Origin of the sequence: Asaia krungthepensis NRIC 0535 (assembly GCF_025995175.1) — a bacterium.
Taxonomy (GTDB): domain Bacteria; phylum Pseudomonadota; class Alphaproteobacteria; order Acetobacterales; family Acetobacteraceae; genus Asaia; species Asaia krungthepensis.
This window is the reverse complement of record NZ_BAPV01000057.1, coordinates 197,896-212,543: the sequence shown is the minus strand read 5'-3', so window position 1 is coordinate 212,543 and position 14,648 is coordinate 197,896. Positions and strand designations below refer to the sequence as shown.

Below are 14,648 nucleotides of genomic sequence, written 5' to 3'. Positions count from 1 at the left end.
GCCCGGGCGGATCAGCCGTGCAAGATAGGCAGGCGCGGCCGCCACAGGCACACCGCACATTGGGATGGGCGTGTCATTGTGTTTGCCGCGCGTCGTGAGGCTGATGTCGAGCGCCATGGAAGCGGTTTCGGCATCGCCGAAGAAGAGCTCGTAGAAATCACCCATGCGGAAGAAGAGCAGCGCATCCGGCTCCTGCGCCTTCAGTGCAAACCACTGGGCCATGGCCGGTGTCGCCCCCTCCGCCGAGGGGATTCGGCCTGTCGGCCCACGGGATATGGAAGAGTCGTCGTGCCGCGTCTCGCCCGTCATCTCCGGGCTGGGCATGTCAGAGGGGGGCATCTCAGACGCAGATCATGATTGGGGAAGCTCGCCACATGGGCCAAATCCTATCCTCTGGGGCCGCCCATGTGAACAGTGAGTTAACCGCTCATGCCTTATCGGCGTGGCATCATGATAATTTCGCCACGCTTGACGGAGCAGTCAGGAATGACGCACCCGCCGAAGGACCTTGCGCAGAAGCCGGTCCGGATGCGCGATACCGAAAGCCCAGAGCGCGGCAAGATAGATGACGCCAGCGACCCCCATGAGCAGGCCGAGCATCATGGCACGCATGAGCCCGTGCCACATGACCAGGCCCGGCGCCATCATGCGGGTCAGCGTGACGGTGAGGACTGCCATCAGGAATGAGGCTGCGATGATGCGCAGCATGCGCGCGACGAGCGCAGCGTCAGGCCTGAACACAGCGCGCCGGTGAAGAATCACCGCAAGAAAGGCCAAATTCACCAGAGCCGCGATCGTGCTCGCCAGAGGTGGTCCGACATGGGTGAGCGGACGATACAGGGCGAGATTGAGCGCGAGATTGAGCGCCAGGGTGAGAAAGCCGATACGCACCGGGGTGCGTGTGTCACCATGGGCGAAGAAGCCGGGCGAGAGAACCTTGATCATGATGAAGGCGGGCAGGCCCAGAGCATAGGCCCGGAGCGACTGGGCAGATGAGAGCGCGTCTTCAGTCGTGAACTTGCCGTAGCCGAACAATGTGGCCATGATTTCCGGCGCAAGGGCAAGCAGGCCGAAACAGGCGGGGAAGGTGAGGATCGCGGCGTAATCGATGGCGCGGTTCAGTGTCTGCTGCCCCCCGGCGCTGTCGTTTTCGGCGACATGGCGGGTCAGCACGGGCAGGAGCGTTGTGCCCGCTGCCGCTCCGAGTACACCCAGGGGAAGCTGGTTCACGCGATCGGCGAAATAGAGCCAGGAAATGGAGCCCGCGGGAAGAAGCGTGGAGATGAGCGTGTCGACGGTCAGATTGAGCTGCGTGGCGCCAGACCCTACCAGCCCGGGCCAGAGACGACGCAGCATATCGCGCATGGCCGGGGTCAGTCGGGGTCTGGGCAAAGACAGGCGCATTCCCGCGCGTTTCACCGACCAAAGCAGAAGGCCAAGCTGAACGAAACCCGACAGGGTGATGCCGATGGCGGTCCAGGTGGCGGTGTCGCGAAAAACGAGGGCACCCAGGAGGATGGTCGCGATGCCCACGATATTGAACGAGACATAGGCCCCGGCGGCCATCGAAAAACGGTGCAGCCCGTTCAGCACGCCGGCCACGAGGGCGGCTGTGCAGATGAGCAGCAGATAGGGAAACGTGATGCGTGTCAGTGTGACGGCCATCTCGAACCGGCCACCTGCATGGTTGAAGCCCGGAGCGATGATTTCGATGATCCACGGCATGAAGACTTCGCCGAGGATCGTGATCCCCAGCAACCATGCGCTGAGGCAGGAGAGGGCGTCGGAGGCGAAGCGCGTGGCGTCTTCGCGGCCATGCGCCGTGAGGCGCTCCGTGAAGAGGGGAACGAAGGCCGCGTTGAACGCGCCTTCGCCGAACAGGCGGCGGAACATGTTGGGGAGACGGAACGCGATCTGATACGCGTCCTGGACCGGGCCTGCCCCGAGGAAAGCCGCCAGAAGCTGGTCGCGCACCAGGCCGAGGATACGGGACAGCATGGTCCAACCACCGACGGTGATCAGGTTACGGAGCATTCCGGGCTTCCAGTCAGGGATCGAGCAAACAGGGTGTGGGTCAAAATCGAGGCGCCTCTTTAGACCCAACCGGCGTAGCGCGCCATCCAGCTGACGCAGATTGCGCACGACGTCGTTTGAAATGATCCTCCACCATGGCTTTCCTGTGGCACGGTCTGTAGCGGCAGCGCTCGTGACCGAAGGAGGGTGGCGAAGCCCTGCTGTGTGATCATGTCTGGCCAGCGTCCTCCAATATTGCGAGCCAGGATGGGAGCCGCCTAGAAGAGACGCCGCGTTTCCGAAATCGGAGCGTCTTCATTCCGGAGCCCGAATCCAAGCCATGAGTCCCGTTTTCCTCTCCCTCACGAGCTTTGTTCTGGCCGCAGGCGTTTTCACCCTTGTGCCGGGGCTCGACACGGCCTTCGTGTTGCGCAGCGCCACGACATCGGGACCGCGAGCAGGGTTCTCAGCAGCGTTCGGCATCACGCTCGGCCTCTTCATCTGGGGGGCGAGTGCCGCATTCGGTCTGACCGCGCTTCTGGCCGCCTCGAAACTTGCCTTCACGATCGTCAAATGGGCGGGCGCGCTCTATCTGTTCAATGTCGGGATACGGTTATTACTCAAACCGAGAACCCGCCTTGCCCCTGATTCCGGGGGAGTTTCCGCAGATGACGGGCTGTCCGGCAGAAGAATCGCAGCGCAGATAGGCGCATTTCCGAGTTTCCGTCAGGGTCTGGTGACGAATCTGCTGAACCCGAAAGTGGGAATCTTCTTCATCACCTTCCTGCCTCAGTTCATCCCGCACGGGGTGAACTTTGTCGCGTTCTCACTTCTGCTGGCTGCCATTCAGGTCATGCTGACACTGAGCTGGTTCTCGCTTTTGATCATGATGACCGTGCCGCTCAGCGCGTTCCTCTCCCGCCCGCGCACGGTCAGGATGCTCGACCGGCTGACAGGTGGAGTATTCATGGCGTTCGGGCTTCGACTGGCACTCGAGCGACAGGGCTGAATGCTCCCCAGGAAATCAGGCAATCCGGAGTTGGGTCCGCAAGACACCGAAACCGGGTCTGCTACGCAGCCTAGCGGTCCATCACCGCGCGCATCACGCAGGACTTGAATCGACCCGAATCTGGCGCGGTGAGAGGCGTGAACCAGTTCAGAAGCTTGCCCTCGCGCGAGACGATGTATTTGTAGAAATTCCACCGAGGACGCGAGAGAATCCCGCCTTCAGCGGCAAGCCAGCGGAAGAGCGGGGTTGCCTCAGCTCCCTTGACTGTCGATTTGGCAGCCATGGGGAAGCTGACGCCGTAGTTGCGTGAACAACTGGCCTGGATTTCGCTTGCAGTCCCCGGCTCCTGTTGACCGAAATCGTTACTGGGAACCCCGAGCACGACGAGGCCGGACTTGCCGTAATGACTCCAGAGGTACTGCAACCCTTCATATTGCGGGGTGAATCCGCATTCGGAAGCCGTGTTGGCAATCAGGACGACCTTGTCCCTGAAATCGGCCATGGAGATCGGTTCGCCACACAGGGCAGGAATATCCAGATCGTAAAAACTGGTTGTCATGGTGTCTCGTCATGTCCCGAAATGAGCCAAGCCCATAATGTGGCTTTCCGCTGGACAGCGCGCAAGCATCCCGACAAGGTAAACCCTTTCGCCCGGAGAACGGTTTCGGACGCTTTCCAGTGGGGAGCGTGACCGGGCCTGTCACAGGATCACATGTCGGATTCGATGACTGTGCCAAGGGAGTCCGGGGCGGACGATCGGGCGTGATCGCGGGAAGATCATGCCGGGAAAACTGGGGATGAAGGCCCGTCGATGTTGCTGCGCGGTTTGATTGGTATGGCGGTGCTGCTCGCCCTGGGTATTCTTCTTTCTTCAAACAGAAAAGCGATCAGCTACCGCCAGGCGGGGATTGCTCTGGCCCTGCAATCTGCGATCGGGGCTCTTGCGCTGTTCGTTCCCTGGGGGAGACGCCTGTTCGGGGCGCTTGCCGATGGGGTGGGCGATGTCCTGTCCTATGGGCAGGTAGGAACCCATTTTCTGTTCGGCGGTCTGGCAAGCCCGAAAATGGCATCGCTTTTTGGCGATGACAGTTTCGTTTTCGCATTTCAGGTTCTGCCGGCCATCGTCTATGTCTCGGCGCTCATCGCGCTTTTTTATCACTGGGGTATCATGCAGGCCCTGGCCCGTTTTATCGGACAGGGGCTGTGCCGTTTGCTGGGAACGACGGCCATTGAGTCGTTCTCGGCTGTCATGACAGTGTTCCTCGGGCAAAGCGAAATGCCGGTGGTTTTGCGTCCCTATGTGATGAAACTCCGCAAGGCAGAGCTTTTCACAATCATGAGTTCGGGCACGGCCTCGGTCTCCGGTTCGGTTCTGGCGGGTTATGCCGGGCTCGGTGTGCCCATGCATTATCTGCTGGCGGCGTCTTTCATGGCCATTCCGGGTGGCCTGCTTTTCGCGAAGCTGCTTTGGCCGACCCCGGAGGATGCCGTACTCGCCCGCGAAGCCATGCCCAAACCTGTTCTCGAAACCTCCGGATTGTTCGACGCGCTCGCGGATGGCGCGATCAGCGGTGCGCGCGTTGCTGTCGCCGTGGGTGCGGTGCTTGTGGCCTTTGTCGGTCTCACGGCGCTGATCGATGGTACCCTTCACGGTATCGGGGGACTGCTTCACTGGCCAGGATTGAGCCTGTCGACCCTCCTCGGTGTTGTCATGGCGCCTCTTGCCTGGGTCATCGGCATTCCCTGGTCGGAATCGTTCGTCATTGGCGGATTGCTCGGGCAGAAAATCGCCTTCAACGAGTTCGTGGCCTATCTCGGTCTCTCGCCCATGATCCATGCGCACGCACTCTCTGCGCATAGTCTGGCGATTGTCTCAGTCGCCCTGTGCGGATTTTCAAATTTCTCCAGCGTCGGGATCCTGATCGGCGGTTTTGGCAGTGTGGCACCCGAACGCCGGGCCGAGATCGCCTCGATTGCTTCGCGCTGCGTCATCGCGGGGACGTTGTCCAACCTCATGAGCGCCGCAATCACGGGGCTTTTTATTGCCGCCTGAAGCACCATGGGCAAGGAAAGCCGGGCCCGGTCCGGCATGATGTGACCTGACCGGGATAGATCAAACCGGCAGGAGGCAAGCCTATGGCCGAGGCAATGCGGCACCCGCGTGAGGCTGATGCCCTTTACCCTCATCCCGAAGATCGCCCGCTGCTTGGCCAGCCCGCCCCGGACCGTGCTATTCATCCGCGGCTCTATGTCTGCGAGTTCTGGGCGACCGCGCTTCTCCTGATCGGCGGTATCTGTACGAACGTGGTGATCGGTTCGCCGCTCAGTCCCGTAGCGCGTGCCCTGATTCACTGGCCCAATCTTCTCACGGCGCTGGAGGGACTGGTTTTCGGTCTCAGCGCAACCCTGGCAGCCCTTTCGCCTTTCGGGCGGGTGAGCGGCGCTCATCTCAACCCGTCAATCAGCCTTGCTTTCTGTCTCGGGCGACGTCTCGCTCTGACCGATACCGTGTTCTACGTTTTCTCCCAGATCGCAGGGGCGGTACTGGGTGCGGGTCTCGTTGCGGCGAGTGGACTGATCTGGCCACGCTGGGGCGCGTGGTGCAGGGCCGCGCATTTCGCCGCCACCACGCCGTCGCCTTTCGTCCCCCCATGGTGGGCCTTTGTGGGAGAAATGTGCACGACGGCCATTCTGGTTGCCGTTGTGCTTTATTGTGGCGCCAAGCCGGTATTGCGGCCCTTGGCTGCCTGGGCTTCAGGGCCGATCTTTTTCCTGCTCAACCCGTTCGAGGCATGGCTCTCGGGTGACAGCACAAATCTGGCAAGAAGTTTCGGTCCAGCTCTTATGGCGGGCACCTGGCAGGATTTCTGGGTCTACGTGGTAGGGCCTCTCGCAGGGGCGTCGGCAATGGTGTTTCTGATCAGGGCCGAGATGTTCGGGCGCGTCCATCTGCACGAGGCGCGTCTCGCCTATTTCGGCCATGGAGGGCGGGCACCCTATTTCTGGGGTTGGATCAGCAGGCGGCGCGTATCGCGTGACGTCGCCTGACAGGCGAGTGGACCGGAGAAAAGAGCGTCGTACGAGGCCTAGAATGAGGGAAATGTCATTTGCGATCGTTCTGGCGCTTTCCTATTGTTTCTGCATCGTTACAATGTGAGGGGCAGATCATGGTCTGGAATGACATCGCGTCGAGGCTTCACGGACACAATCCTCTGGCCATCGCCGGTGTCGCCGCGGTCTGTGCGCTCTGGATTTTCCTGCCGACTTTTGTCGCGGCATTGCGGCGGCATCGCTCCTTCCGCCTGATTGCTCTCATCAACCTCATCTTTTTCTGGGAATTCTGGATCTGGATGCCGCTCATGGCGTGGGCACTGATGGATCGACCCGGGGACGCTCTGGTCGCCCGGCTCAATGCCTTTCGTCACGGCGTCAGAAACCTCTTCTCCCGCCGCCGGATTCCGTGAAGGAAATAAGCCATTCGTTTTTCAGGAGGCGAGACGCGCAAGCCGCCAGAGTGCCTGTGCGAAACGGGATGGATCACGCCGGGTGCCGGATGATCATCGCCTGAGTCGTAGGCAGTTCAATCACATGCTCGGGCTTGTCAGCCAGATATTCACGAAAAGCCTGGGAGACGCCATCGATGATCGAATAGTCATGGGTCAGGATGATCCCACCCGGGATCATGCGCGGATAGAAGTAGTCGAGACCTGCCAGCGTTGCCTCGTAGAGATCGACGTCGAGATGAACGAAGCTGTAGCGCGTTTCATCCAGACCTTCTGCGGAATCAGGAAAGAAGCCCGGGTGGAAGGCGACATTCTCATAGCCTGAGAGCTTACGCTTGACGCTCTCGAGCGAGCCATGAAACTCCCCCTTTTCAAAAACCTTGCTTTCCTGACCTTTAGGGGCGGGCAATCCCTCGAAGGTATCGAAGAGGTGCAATGTACGGTGGTTCTTGACCATGCAGAGCAGCTCCGCCGAGGCACCGCGATAAACACCGAATTCTGCCATGTCACCCGCATAGACGGCCTGAGCCTGTGCCAGTTCATGGAGAACGAAGGCTTCATCGCTGCTCAGGAGCGAGTCGGTGCCCGAGCGTGCCTTCTGCAGGCGGCGCAGCGTGACAGGATGCTTGTGACCGCCCAGCAGCTTCATCTGCATGGTGCTGTGCAGCCCGAAGGTCAGGAAGCGGACGAAACGGTTCCGGCTGACGAGGCGACGCATGGCTTCATTACGCATCCACATGGGGAGTGTCCTTATCGTTGTTCTTATTCGACGGTAATCGGCCGCTCGAGAAGGTGGCGCCTTGCCTGGGAGAGATCTATTTCCCCCGCAAGGAAAGCAGCGACGGTCTGGATGATGGGCATGGCAATGCCGAGTTGCTGTGCGCGGGCAGCCAGTGCCGGTGCCGTTGCCACGCCCTCGGCCACTGTGCTGCGTGTTTTCAGGATCTCGTCGAGGCTCACCCCGCGGCCAAGTTCCAGCCCAAGACTGTAATTGCGCGATCCCGCCCCCGTGCACGTCAGGATCAGATCGCCAAGCCCGCTGAGCCCCGCAATAGTGGCCGCACGACCGCCCATGGCGGCTGCGAGGCGGCCGATCTCGACAATGGCGCGCGTGATAAGGGCCGCGCGGGCATTTTCTCCAAGGCCAGCGCCAATGGCGATGCCGGCCCCTATGGCCACAACGTTCTTGGCGGCTCCTGCAATCTGCACACCGCTTGGATCGTCACTGGCATAGAGTCTGAAATCGGGCGAGGAGAGAAGCGCAACATGGCGCCGTGCTTCATCGAGCGAGGGTGCGGCGATCGTTGCCGCGGCGGGCGCCCCCATGGCGACCTCGATGGCGAAGTTCGGGCCAGATAGCACGGCGTGGCTGCGGCCTCTCTGCGTCTCAGCCAGGATGTCGAGGGGGAGGGCGCCCGTACCCAGCTCGAGCCCCTTGCAGCATGCGATCAGAGGAGACTGGCCCTGGAGACGCGGTGCGATCTGCCTCAGCGTCTGCATGGGGACGACCAGCAGGGTCAGATCGGCTTCGACCGGCATGACACTGGTGACCGTCACAGCCTCCGGCAGGGTCACGGCGGGCAGGCGCGGCAGGACGCGGCATCCGGGTGCGACGGGTGACCGGGACCACAGCGTGACCTGCGAGCCGGCCCGGGCGCTGGCACAGGCAAGGGCGACTCCCCATGCACCTGCCCCAATGACGGCGATATGATTTTTCGGGCTTGTCATTCCTCCGCAACCCTCGTGATCAGGGCCTGCCCCTCACCGTCAGGGGCAAGCACGGGTACCAAAGCCTCCAGCAGCGAGCGCGCCTCGTCCTCGAACTGATAGGGTGGCCCGGCCACCAGAACGCCGCACCCATTAAGTCGGGTCGGGTCGGTGGGCTGGCGCAGCAGCAGACTGCAATCGAGCAGATCGCGCAGGCCGAGATCGCGCAGCCGGTCATGGAAGCGACGAACGGGCGCCCTGTGCTTGATCGGGTACCATGCCGCAACAATGCCCATCGGGAAAAGCCGTCGCGATGTGGCTATCGCCTCGGCGAGTTTGTCGAACTCGTCGATCTGCTCGAAGGGGGGATCGATCAGCACCAGACCGCGCTTGAGATCACGGGGGGGCAGGAAGGCTTTCAGCGCCGCGTAGCCGTCGCGCTCATGAACGGCTACCTGATCCCTGTCGCGGAAATTGCGTCGCAGGATGCGGGCATCTTCGGGATGGAGCTCACAGCAGACAAGCCTGTCCTGCGGGCGCAACACCGAGGCGACAAGACTGGGCGACCCGGGATAGAAGTGGGGGGCCCCGGCCTGGGCGATCAGTCCGAGATAATCGGCCAGCGCTTCCGGTGCCTCGACCGTATGGGGGAAGCGGCCGATGCCGTCGCGCCACTCGCCGGTCTTTTCCGATTCCGTCGCTGTGAGGTCGTAAAGGCCGCATCCTGAATGGGTATCGAGCACCTGAAAGCCCGCGGGCTTGCGCATGAGATGACGCAGAATGAGCAGCATAAGCCCGTGCTTCATCATGTCGGCGAAATTGCCAGCGTGATAGGCGTGTCGATAATTCACGAAAGACGGTTCCTCCGGGAAGGTGGAAAGGGCATGAGCGGGACGGGGCCGAGCAGATCGAGCAATAGGCGCTCCTCCGGTTTGGCCGCAATGGCGATATCTGCAAAAGGCGCGTTGCGCAGCGCATCGCCTATCCGTGGTGAGAGGGCAAGCGCCCTGACTGAGGCGAGCTGAGGTCGTGCGGGGCCCAAAGCATCCAGAAAGGCACGCGCTGTTGCGGGGGAATAGAACAGGATGGCCGCGACCTGACCCGAAGCCAGCATCTCCCGGGCAGGAGAGGCAATCCGACTGAAGGAACGTGCCCAGTAGACAACGCGCCGCGTGACCGCCCAGCCCCGCTGACGCAGCCCGATTGCCAGGTCCCCTGCAAGCCCCTGACCCGTTGCCAGCAGAAGAGACGTGTTCCCGGGCGACGGGCCCAGATGATGGATAATCGATGCCGCCGTCCCCGCCGCGTGATCGACCCGGGAAAAGCCCATTTCGCGCGCGCGTTCCGCCGTGCGCTGTCCCACTGCCGTGAGCGGGATATCAGGTGGCAGGGCGAGACGCAGCGCATCGAGACTTTGCCCGCTCGTGACCACGATCCGATCGACGCGTCTGGGCACTTTTAGAGGAAGGGGGTGGATGGTGAGCATGGGAGCAGGACAGGGCTCCCAGCCTAGTTTGCGCAGGGCTTCGCACGTGTCGCTCAGACCCGGCTCGGGTCGGGTGACAAGAACGGTCCGCTGGCGTGTTTCAGCCATGGTCCTCGAAGATGTCGGCGGGCGAGTCGGCCTTGAGCGACAATCCGAGTTCGCGCCCAAGACGCAGGGCCTCAGTCGGCTCGCCGACGATTTCGCGCTTGAGGTGGAAGGAACCATCCTCGCGTGCGACAAGTCCGGTCAGAACCAGCTCACGGTCGCCGAAATGCGTGCGGCCCGAAGGCTGGCTTTTGAGCCGCAGGCGGGCATAACCGCCGATAGGGGTCCGGCAGGAGCCGTCCAGCACTTCGAGCAGGGCGCGTTCAGCGGTCGCGACGGCGCGAGCTTCGGGGTCTTCAATAGCCGAAAGGAGGTCGAGCAATTCGCGATCTTCCTCGCGCACGGTCACGCCTACAATCCCCTGACCCGCGGCGGGGGTCATGAGTTCCGGGTCCAGAATCAGATCGGCACGATCTTCCATTCCAAGACGGCGCAGCCCGGCGAGGGCGAGTAATGTGGCATCGCAGGCGCCGCCAGCCAGTTTGTCGAGGCGGGTCTGAACGTTGCCGCGCAGCAGGCAGAATCGCAGATCGGGGCGCCTGTGCAGCAACTGGGCCTGACGGCGTACCGAGGCGCATCCGATCCGCGCGCCGAAAGGCAGCGCATCGAGGGGCGAATGGCCCTGCGCAACCAGCGCCTTGGCCTTGTCGCGCAGCGCAGGGCTGAGGATCAGCACATCGCGCGCGTCTTCCCGCTTGAGGGTACAGGCAAGGGTCAGGCCCGGCGGCAGGACTGTTTCCAGATCCTTGAGGCTGTGCACGGCAAAATCGATCTGGCGGGCCAGCAGGGACTCGTGAATTTCCTTCGCGAACAGGCCCTTTCCGCCGATTTCGGCAAGGCGGCGGGACTGGACCTGATCACCGGTGGTGTTGATCGGGTGTTCCTGAAATGCCCCCATGTCGCGCAGGAGAGGACAAAACCGTGTCAAACGGGTCAGGAATGCACGTGTCTGGACCAGAGCCAGCGGCGAGCCGCGCGTTCCAACCCGAAGAGGCAGCGAGCGACGCACCGAAGGCGGATGAGGCGAGGCCTGGCGGCGCATGGCTTCGGCAGCGACCTGCTGCAATTGCAGGCTCTGGGACATGAGCGCTTCGGGCATCGTCGTCTGTTTCATGGCTGATCTTGCTACTCCACCGCGTGATCCGTGAAAAGTCTCGGCTCGCCTCATGCGTTGCATCGGGTTATTGGGAGGAATGGCAAATTCTCTCCTCACGGCCCCGCTTCTCGCCATTGAGTCGAGCTGCGACGAAACCGCCTGCGCAATCCTCTCACCTGAAGGGCGGGTGCTGGCGGAGACGGTGCACACCCAGATGGGCCATGCGGCGCTGGGTGGCGTCGTGCCTGAGATTGCTGCACGGGCCCATCTGACGCTTCTGCCCGGTATTGTGGAGAAAACCCTGACAGAGTCCGGGTTGAAGCTCGGTGACATGGGGGCCTTCGCAGCCTGCACGGGACCGGGGCTGATTGGCGGGCTGATTGTCGGCAGCAGCTATGCCAAGGGACTGGCCATCGCGATGGATCGTCCGTTCATTGCGGTCAATCACATCGAGGCGCATGCCTTGACGGCACGCCTGCCCGGGCTTGTCCAGCACGATATTAAATTTCCGTATCTTTTGCTTCTTGTCTCCGGCGGTCATTGCCAGTGCGTGGCTGTGCGCGGTGTAGGGCAATACGAGAAGCTGGGCGGTACGATCGACGACGCTGCCGGAGAGGCCTTCGACAAGGTTGCCAAGCTGCTGGGGCTCGGGTGGCCCGGTGGTCCGGCACTGGAGAAGCTGGCTCTGGAGGGAGATGACCGTGCAATTTCACTGCCGCGCCCCCTCATGGGCCGGGAAGGGTGTGATTTCTCGTTTTCCGGTCTCAAGACGGCAGTATCGCGCCAGATCGACCCCTATGGCATGGCGGCCCTGCCGCGCGCTTTGGCGGCAGATATTGCGGCGAGTTTCCAAAGTTGTGTCTGCGACGTGATGGCTGACCGGGTGCGTCATGCGCTTGAGATGATGCCCGAGGCGCAGAGTCTGGTCGTGGCAGGGGGGGTGGCTGCGAATGCAGCAATACGCGCTGCGCTGGAGGCTTGCGCCGATGAGGCAGGGATCGCCTTCGTCGCCCCACCGCTCAGGCTCTGTACCGATAATGCCGTGATGGTGGGCTGGGCCGCCATCGAGACGATACGGGCCCATGAGGCAGCCAATGTACCGCTCCGGGATGGCATACAGACCGCCCCCAGTCCACGCTGGCCGCTCGGGGAAGTGACAGCGCCTTCTATCCCGGCGGTCTGAAGAACGACGAACCGGTTTCAGGTCGGAGGTTATGGATATCCGGCACAAGAAGAGCTGATTGGCGCCGAGGCGGGAGGTTCAGTATCCTTCGTCGAAAATCACGAAAGGACCGGGACCCATGACCAAGGAAGATGATGCCTGGTTCACCATCGATGAACAGGTCAATGCGCTGGAGCGACAGGCAGGGATTGCCGAGCCCGCCCAGACTATGCGCGGATTTCTGCTGTCGATCGTCTTGCCCTGTATTGCTATGGGAATTTTTCTACTGGGGGCTCTCTGGGCAATCATTGTCTATTTCAGACTGCTCGGTTGAGCGTCGGCGCTGCTCGCGAGCTCAAAATAGGTGTATCGGTGATCAGCGCATGCCAAAGCGCCCTCTTGCACGGGATGATGAAACCGGGCAAAGAGGCGGCTCCTGCCGCCGGAAGACATGACTGGCGACAGCGGGAGAGGTGGCCGAGTGGTTGAAGGCAGCGGTCTTGAAAACCGCCGTGCGTGTAAGCGTACCGTGGGTTCGAATCCCACCCTCTCCGCCATACTCCATAAATATCCGGCTTGAACTATCCACGGTTGAAGGCCGCCGCGCCCCGGATGCGTGCGGGCTTTACAGGCCAGGATAGGGGCTGTCTTCCTGAACCGCATATTGTCAGAAAGCCGGGCTGGTCGCGGTTCGACGATGTTCGCTCGATTGCAAGCGAGACTTTACTTATTTCTGTGGTCCATAGCGGGAGTATCCGTCAGCCGCTGCGCATGATGCGCGGATCCATTTCTGCTGACGATGAATGGAGAAGCCTGTCTCAGGAGCGCTCATCTCGGTTTGGATAGGACCGGGACGCGAGGCGTGTTCCCTTGGAATGAATTAGCCCGTGATCATGGGGACCAGGTCGCAACCATGCTTCGATGGGAGCGGGCAGGACAGCGAGGCTGAAGCGCACGGTGCGGGGATTCTGTCGGGGGGCTCGGATATTGATCCGATAGATTCTGTGACCTGGTCTTCCGTCAGAGCAAGGCTCTTCGGGGGTCATGCACCTTTGGGGCGCGTGGAGCCAGGTAAGGCTCCGGTACCGGGAGGCCGAGGCCTCCCGGTCAACAGGATCAGGCGTTGCCTGCGGTCTCGGGGAACTGCTGAGCGCGCTTGGCCTGCCACAGTGCCACGAAATCGATTGGCTGGAGCACGATCGGCGGGAAGCCGCCATCGCGTGTGACGTCGCTGATGATGCTGCGCACATAAGGGAAGATCAGGCGCGGTACTTCGACCAGCAGGATCGGCTCGACCAGTTCGGCGGGGGCATCGGTCAGGGTGACGATGGCGGCATAGGTCAGCTCTGCAATAAAAACCGTGCGGCCGGCTGCGCCGCCTTCGGTTTCAGGAGCCTCGGTCGCCTCGGCGCGGATTGCCAGCGCAACCTCGAACACCGGCTGCGCCTCTTCGAGGCGATTGGCCTGCACGTCGATGTTGACGGCGATCTGCGGTGCAGAACGCAGCGTAGCGAAAATCGCGGCGCCCGCGGGAACCTCGAAGGAGAGATCCTTCGTGTATTGCAGGTTGACCGACAGGGGCAGGGCAGGCGGGTTGCCCTGGTCGTTGACCGGGTTCTGGGCTGTATCGGACATGAAGCCTCACATAGAGAGTCGTGAACACACAGTCTGGAGAGACTGCATCTTGTGCCTCTAGGCGGTAGCATGATCCCCAGGGGACGCCAACAGCCGATAAATCGCCCTCATGCCGTCGCGATTGTGACCATGTTTTGGGTCGGGCAAATGGTGGAAGGTGTTGTGCCGGACGTCGAGCCGCTCTACCTAGGGGCCATGCCCGTCGAGAAAAAAAGAGCAGGAAGCTGAAATCCTGATGTCCGTCCTGTCGAATATTCCCTACGATATCGTCATCTTCGCATTGCTGACGCTCGTTCTGGTATGGCGTCTGCGCGCCGTGCTCGGGCGCCGTGTGGATGTCGAGGGGCAAAATCTTGGGCCCGTGCCGGTCGCTGTGCGTCAGGCCAAACCGGAACCGGCCCAGCCGGTAGCGGAAGAACCGAGCGCGAAATTCGATATTCCCCAGCCAGCCACACGGGTCGGACAGGTTCTGGCCGAGATCGCCAATGCCCAGCCCGGGTTCAAGCCCGATATCTTCCTCCAGAATGCCCAGAAGGCATTCCGCGAGGTGGTCACGGCGTTTGCAATGGGGGACCGAGCCAAGCTGCGCACCTATCTCACACCGGGTGCCTTTGCCGGGTTCGACGCTGCCATTACGGAACGCGAGGCCGCACAGCAGCAGCAGCGCACCGAGATTGTCGGTCTGAACACGCTTGCGATCATCGATGCTTTCTTCACCCGTTTCGAGGGCCATGAAAAAGCCCGCATCGATGTGCAGATCGTCTCGCGCCAGATCAGCATCCTGAATGACCAGGGTGGACAGCCACTGGTCGGGACTGAATCCGTCACGGAATTCTCCGATCTGTGGCAGTTCGAAAGCGAGGCCGCCCAAGGCCAGGCTCCGTCGAGCTGGCATCTGGCCGCAGCAAGAGCGGCCTGATCTTCGTCGTCGG

General features: G+C 61.9%; 16 protein-coding genes and 1 tRNA gene. 8 read left to right on the top strand and 9 right to left on the bottom strand.

The features are described from left to right. Both AA0535_RS13300 and murJ read right to left on the bottom strand, forming a co-directional pair. Positions 1 to 309, bottom strand: a 309-nt coding sequence (locus AA0535_RS13300) for a MutS N-terminal domain-containing protein (protein WP_264817040.1), incomplete at its 3' end; no start/stop codon positions are given. Positions 310 to 480: 171 nt separating this feature from the next. Further along, positions 481 to 2,034 carry a murein biosynthesis integral membrane protein MurJ gene (gene murJ, locus AA0535_RS13295; protein ID WP_264817015.1) on the bottom strand — a complete coding sequence of 518 codons (1,554 nt, stop codon included), beginning with the start codon at positions 2,032 to 2,034 and terminating at the stop codon, positions 481 to 483. Positions 2,035 to 2,353: 319 nt separating this feature from the next. Here murJ and AA0535_RS13290 point away from each other — a divergent pair, with 319 nt between their 5' ends. Beyond that, a complete protein-coding gene (locus tag AA0535_RS13290; RefSeq protein WP_264817013.1) occupies positions 2,354 to 3,022 on the top strand; it encodes a LysE family translocator in 669 nt (222 codons plus the stop codon). Positions 3,023 to 3,092: 70 nt separating this feature from the next. On the opposite strand, the gene AA0535_RS13285 is transcribed toward AA0535_RS13290, so the two are convergent. Next, the gene (locus AA0535_RS13285; protein WP_264817010.1) at positions 3,093 to 3,581 is read right to left on the bottom strand and encodes a glutathione peroxidase; all 489 of its coding nucleotides are present in this window, start codon (positions 3,579 to 3,581) and stop codon (positions 3,093 to 3,095) included. A gap of 252 nt (positions 3,582 to 3,833) precedes the next feature. Between AA0535_RS13285 and AA0535_RS13280 the strand changes: the two genes are divergently transcribed. The 3 genes from AA0535_RS13280 (at position 3,834) to AA0535_RS13270 (ending at position 6,486) form a co-directional block, all read left to right on the top strand. Then, positions 3,834 to 5,075 (top strand): NupC/NupG family nucleoside CNT transporter, encoded by a 1,242-nt coding sequence (locus tag AA0535_RS13280; RefSeq protein WP_264817008.1) that lies wholly within the window; start codon positions 3,834 to 3,836, stop codon positions 5,073 to 5,075. Positions 5,076 to 5,158: 83 nt separating this feature from the next. Continuing rightward, positions 5,159 to 6,070 (top strand): MIP/aquaporin family protein, encoded by a 912-nt coding sequence (locus AA0535_RS13275; RefSeq protein WP_264817006.1) that lies wholly within the window; start codon positions 5,159 to 5,161, stop codon positions 6,068 to 6,070. Positions 6,071 to 6,189: 119 nt separating this feature from the next. Further along, complete coding sequence (locus tag AA0535_RS13270; protein WP_264817005.1) at positions 6,190 to 6,486, top strand: superinfection immunity protein; 297 nt, start codon at positions 6,190 to 6,192, stop codon at positions 6,484 to 6,486. A 73-nt stretch (positions 6,487 to 6,559) separates the two neighbouring features. On the opposite strand, the gene AA0535_RS13265 is transcribed toward AA0535_RS13270, so the two are convergent. Genes AA0535_RS13265 through hemC form a run of 5 tightly spaced genes read right to left on the bottom strand, consistent with a single transcriptional unit; the run spans position 6,560 to position 10,937 of the window. Next, positions 6,560 to 7,264 (bottom strand): TylF/MycF family methyltransferase, encoded by a 705-nt coding sequence (locus tag AA0535_RS13265; RefSeq protein ID WP_264817003.1) that lies wholly within the window; start codon positions 7,262 to 7,264, stop codon positions 6,560 to 6,562. 23 nt (positions 7,265 to 7,287) lie between these two features. Beyond that, complete coding sequence (locus AA0535_RS13260) at positions 7,288 to 8,253, bottom strand: NAD(P)H-dependent glycerol-3-phosphate dehydrogenase (protein ID WP_264817001.1); 966 nt, start codon at positions 8,251 to 8,253, stop codon at positions 7,288 to 7,290. Next, positions 8,250 to 9,083 carry a 23S rRNA (adenine(2030)-N(6))-methyltransferase RlmJ gene (locus AA0535_RS13255; protein ID WP_264816999.1) on the bottom strand — a complete coding sequence of 278 codons (834 nt, stop codon included), beginning with the start codon at positions 9,081 to 9,083 and terminating at the stop codon, positions 8,250 to 8,252. The genes AA0535_RS13260 and AA0535_RS13255 overlap by 4 nt, the downstream gene beginning before the upstream one ends. Next, on the bottom strand, positions 9,080 to 9,826 hold the full coding sequence (locus tag AA0535_RS13250) for a uroporphyrinogen-III synthase (RefSeq protein ID WP_264816997.1): 747 nt from the start codon (positions 9,824 to 9,826) through the stop codon (positions 9,080 to 9,082). Before AA0535_RS13250 ends, AA0535_RS13255 begins: the two co-directional genes overlap by 4 nt. Continuing rightward, positions 9,819 to 10,937: a hydroxymethylbilane synthase gene (hemC, locus tag AA0535_RS13245; RefSeq protein ID WP_264816996.1), complete on the bottom strand. Its 1,119-nt coding sequence runs from the start codon at positions 10,935 to 10,937 to the stop codon at positions 9,819 to 9,821. Before hemC ends, AA0535_RS13250 begins: the two co-directional genes overlap by 8 nt. A gap of 79 nt (positions 10,938 to 11,016) precedes the next feature. Here hemC and tsaD point away from each other — a divergent pair, with 79 nt between their 5' ends. The 3 genes from tsaD to AA0535_RS13230 all read left to right on the top strand — a co-directional run bounded on the left by tsaD (position 11,017) and on the right by AA0535_RS13230 (position 12,638). Continuing rightward, positions 11,017 to 12,102 carry a tRNA (adenosine(37)-N6)-threonylcarbamoyltransferase complex transferase subunit TsaD gene (gene tsaD, locus AA0535_RS13240; RefSeq protein ID WP_264816993.1) on the top strand — a complete coding sequence of 362 codons (1,086 nt, stop codon included), beginning with the start codon at positions 11,017 to 11,019 and terminating at the stop codon, positions 12,100 to 12,102. A 118-nt stretch (positions 12,103 to 12,220) separates the two neighbouring features. Continuing rightward, positions 12,221 to 12,415, top strand: a complete 195-nt coding sequence (locus tag AA0535_RS13235) for a hypothetical protein (protein ID WP_264816991.1) — start codon at positions 12,221 to 12,223, stop codon at positions 12,413 to 12,415. A 133-nt stretch (positions 12,416 to 12,548) separates the two neighbouring features. Beyond that, positions 12,549 to 12,638, top strand: a tRNA-Ser gene (locus tag AA0535_RS13230). Between the two features lie 559 nt (positions 12,639 to 13,197). Here the strand turns inward: AA0535_RS13230 and secB are convergent. Continuing rightward, complete coding sequence (gene secB / locus AA0535_RS13225) at positions 13,198 to 13,716, bottom strand: protein-export chaperone SecB (protein ID WP_264816990.1); 519 nt, start codon at positions 13,714 to 13,716, stop codon at positions 13,198 to 13,200. A 235-nt stretch (positions 13,717 to 13,951) separates the two neighbouring features. On the opposite strand from secB, the gene AA0535_RS13220 reads away from it, so the two are divergent. Further along, complete coding sequence (locus AA0535_RS13220; protein ID WP_264816988.1) at positions 13,952 to 14,635, top strand: Tim44/TimA family putative adaptor protein; 684 nt, start codon at positions 13,952 to 13,954, stop codon at positions 14,633 to 14,635. Positions 14,636 to 14,648 lie beyond the last annotated feature (13 nt).

Excerpts from the sequence above, each read along its gene's own strand:
- AA0535_RS13270 (WP_264817005.1), top strand. The coding sequence starts at position 6,190 with ATGGTCTGGAATGACATCGCGTCGAGGCTTCACGGACACAATCCTCTG.
- AA0535_RS13275 (WP_264817006.1), top strand. The coding sequence starts at position 5,159 with ATGGCCGAGGCAATGCGGCACCCGCGTGAGGCTGATGCCCTTTACCCT.
- AA0535_RS13280 (WP_264817008.1), top strand. The coding sequence starts at position 3,834 with ATGTTGCTGCGCGGTTTGATTGGTATGGCGGTGCTGCTCGCCCTGGGT.
- hemC (WP_264816996.1), bottom strand. The coding sequence starts at position 10,937 with ATGAAACAGACGACGATGCCCGAAGCGCTCATGTCCCAGAGCCTGCAA.
- secB (WP_264816990.1), bottom strand. The coding sequence starts at position 13,716 with ATGTCCGATACAGCCCAGAACCCGGTCAACGACCAGGGCAACCCGCCT.
- AA0535_RS13235 (WP_264816991.1), top strand. The coding sequence starts at position 12,221 with ATGACCAAGGAAGATGATGCCTGGTTCACCATCGATGAACAGGTCAAT.
- AA0535_RS13285 (WP_264817010.1), bottom strand. The coding sequence starts at position 3,581 with ATGACAACCAGTTTTTACGATCTGGATATTCCTGCCCTGTGTGGCGAA.
- tsaD (WP_264816993.1), top strand. The coding sequence starts at position 11,017 with ATGGCAAATTCTCTCCTCACGGCCCCGCTTCTCGCCATTGAGTCGAGC.
- AA0535_RS13250 (WP_264816997.1), bottom strand. The coding sequence starts at position 9,826 with ATGGCTGAAACACGCCAGCGGACCGTTCTTGTCACCCGACCCGAGCCG.
- AA0535_RS13265 (WP_264817003.1), bottom strand. The coding sequence starts at position 7,264 with ATGTGGATGCGTAATGAAGCCATGCGTCGCCTCGTCAGCCGGAACCGT.
- AA0535_RS13220 (WP_264816988.1), top strand. The coding sequence starts at position 13,952 with ATGTCCGTCCTGTCGAATATTCCCTACGATATCGTCATCTTCGCATTG.
- AA0535_RS13290 (WP_264817013.1), top strand. The coding sequence starts at position 2,354 with ATGAGTCCCGTTTTCCTCTCCCTCACGAGCTTTGTTCTGGCCGCAGGC.
- AA0535_RS13260 (WP_264817001.1), bottom strand. The coding sequence starts at position 8,253 with ATGACAAGCCCGAAAAATCATATCGCCGTCATTGGGGCAGGTGCATGG.
- murJ (WP_264817015.1), bottom strand. The coding sequence starts at position 2,034 with ATGCTCCGTAACCTGATCACCGTCGGTGGTTGGACCATGCTGTCCCGT.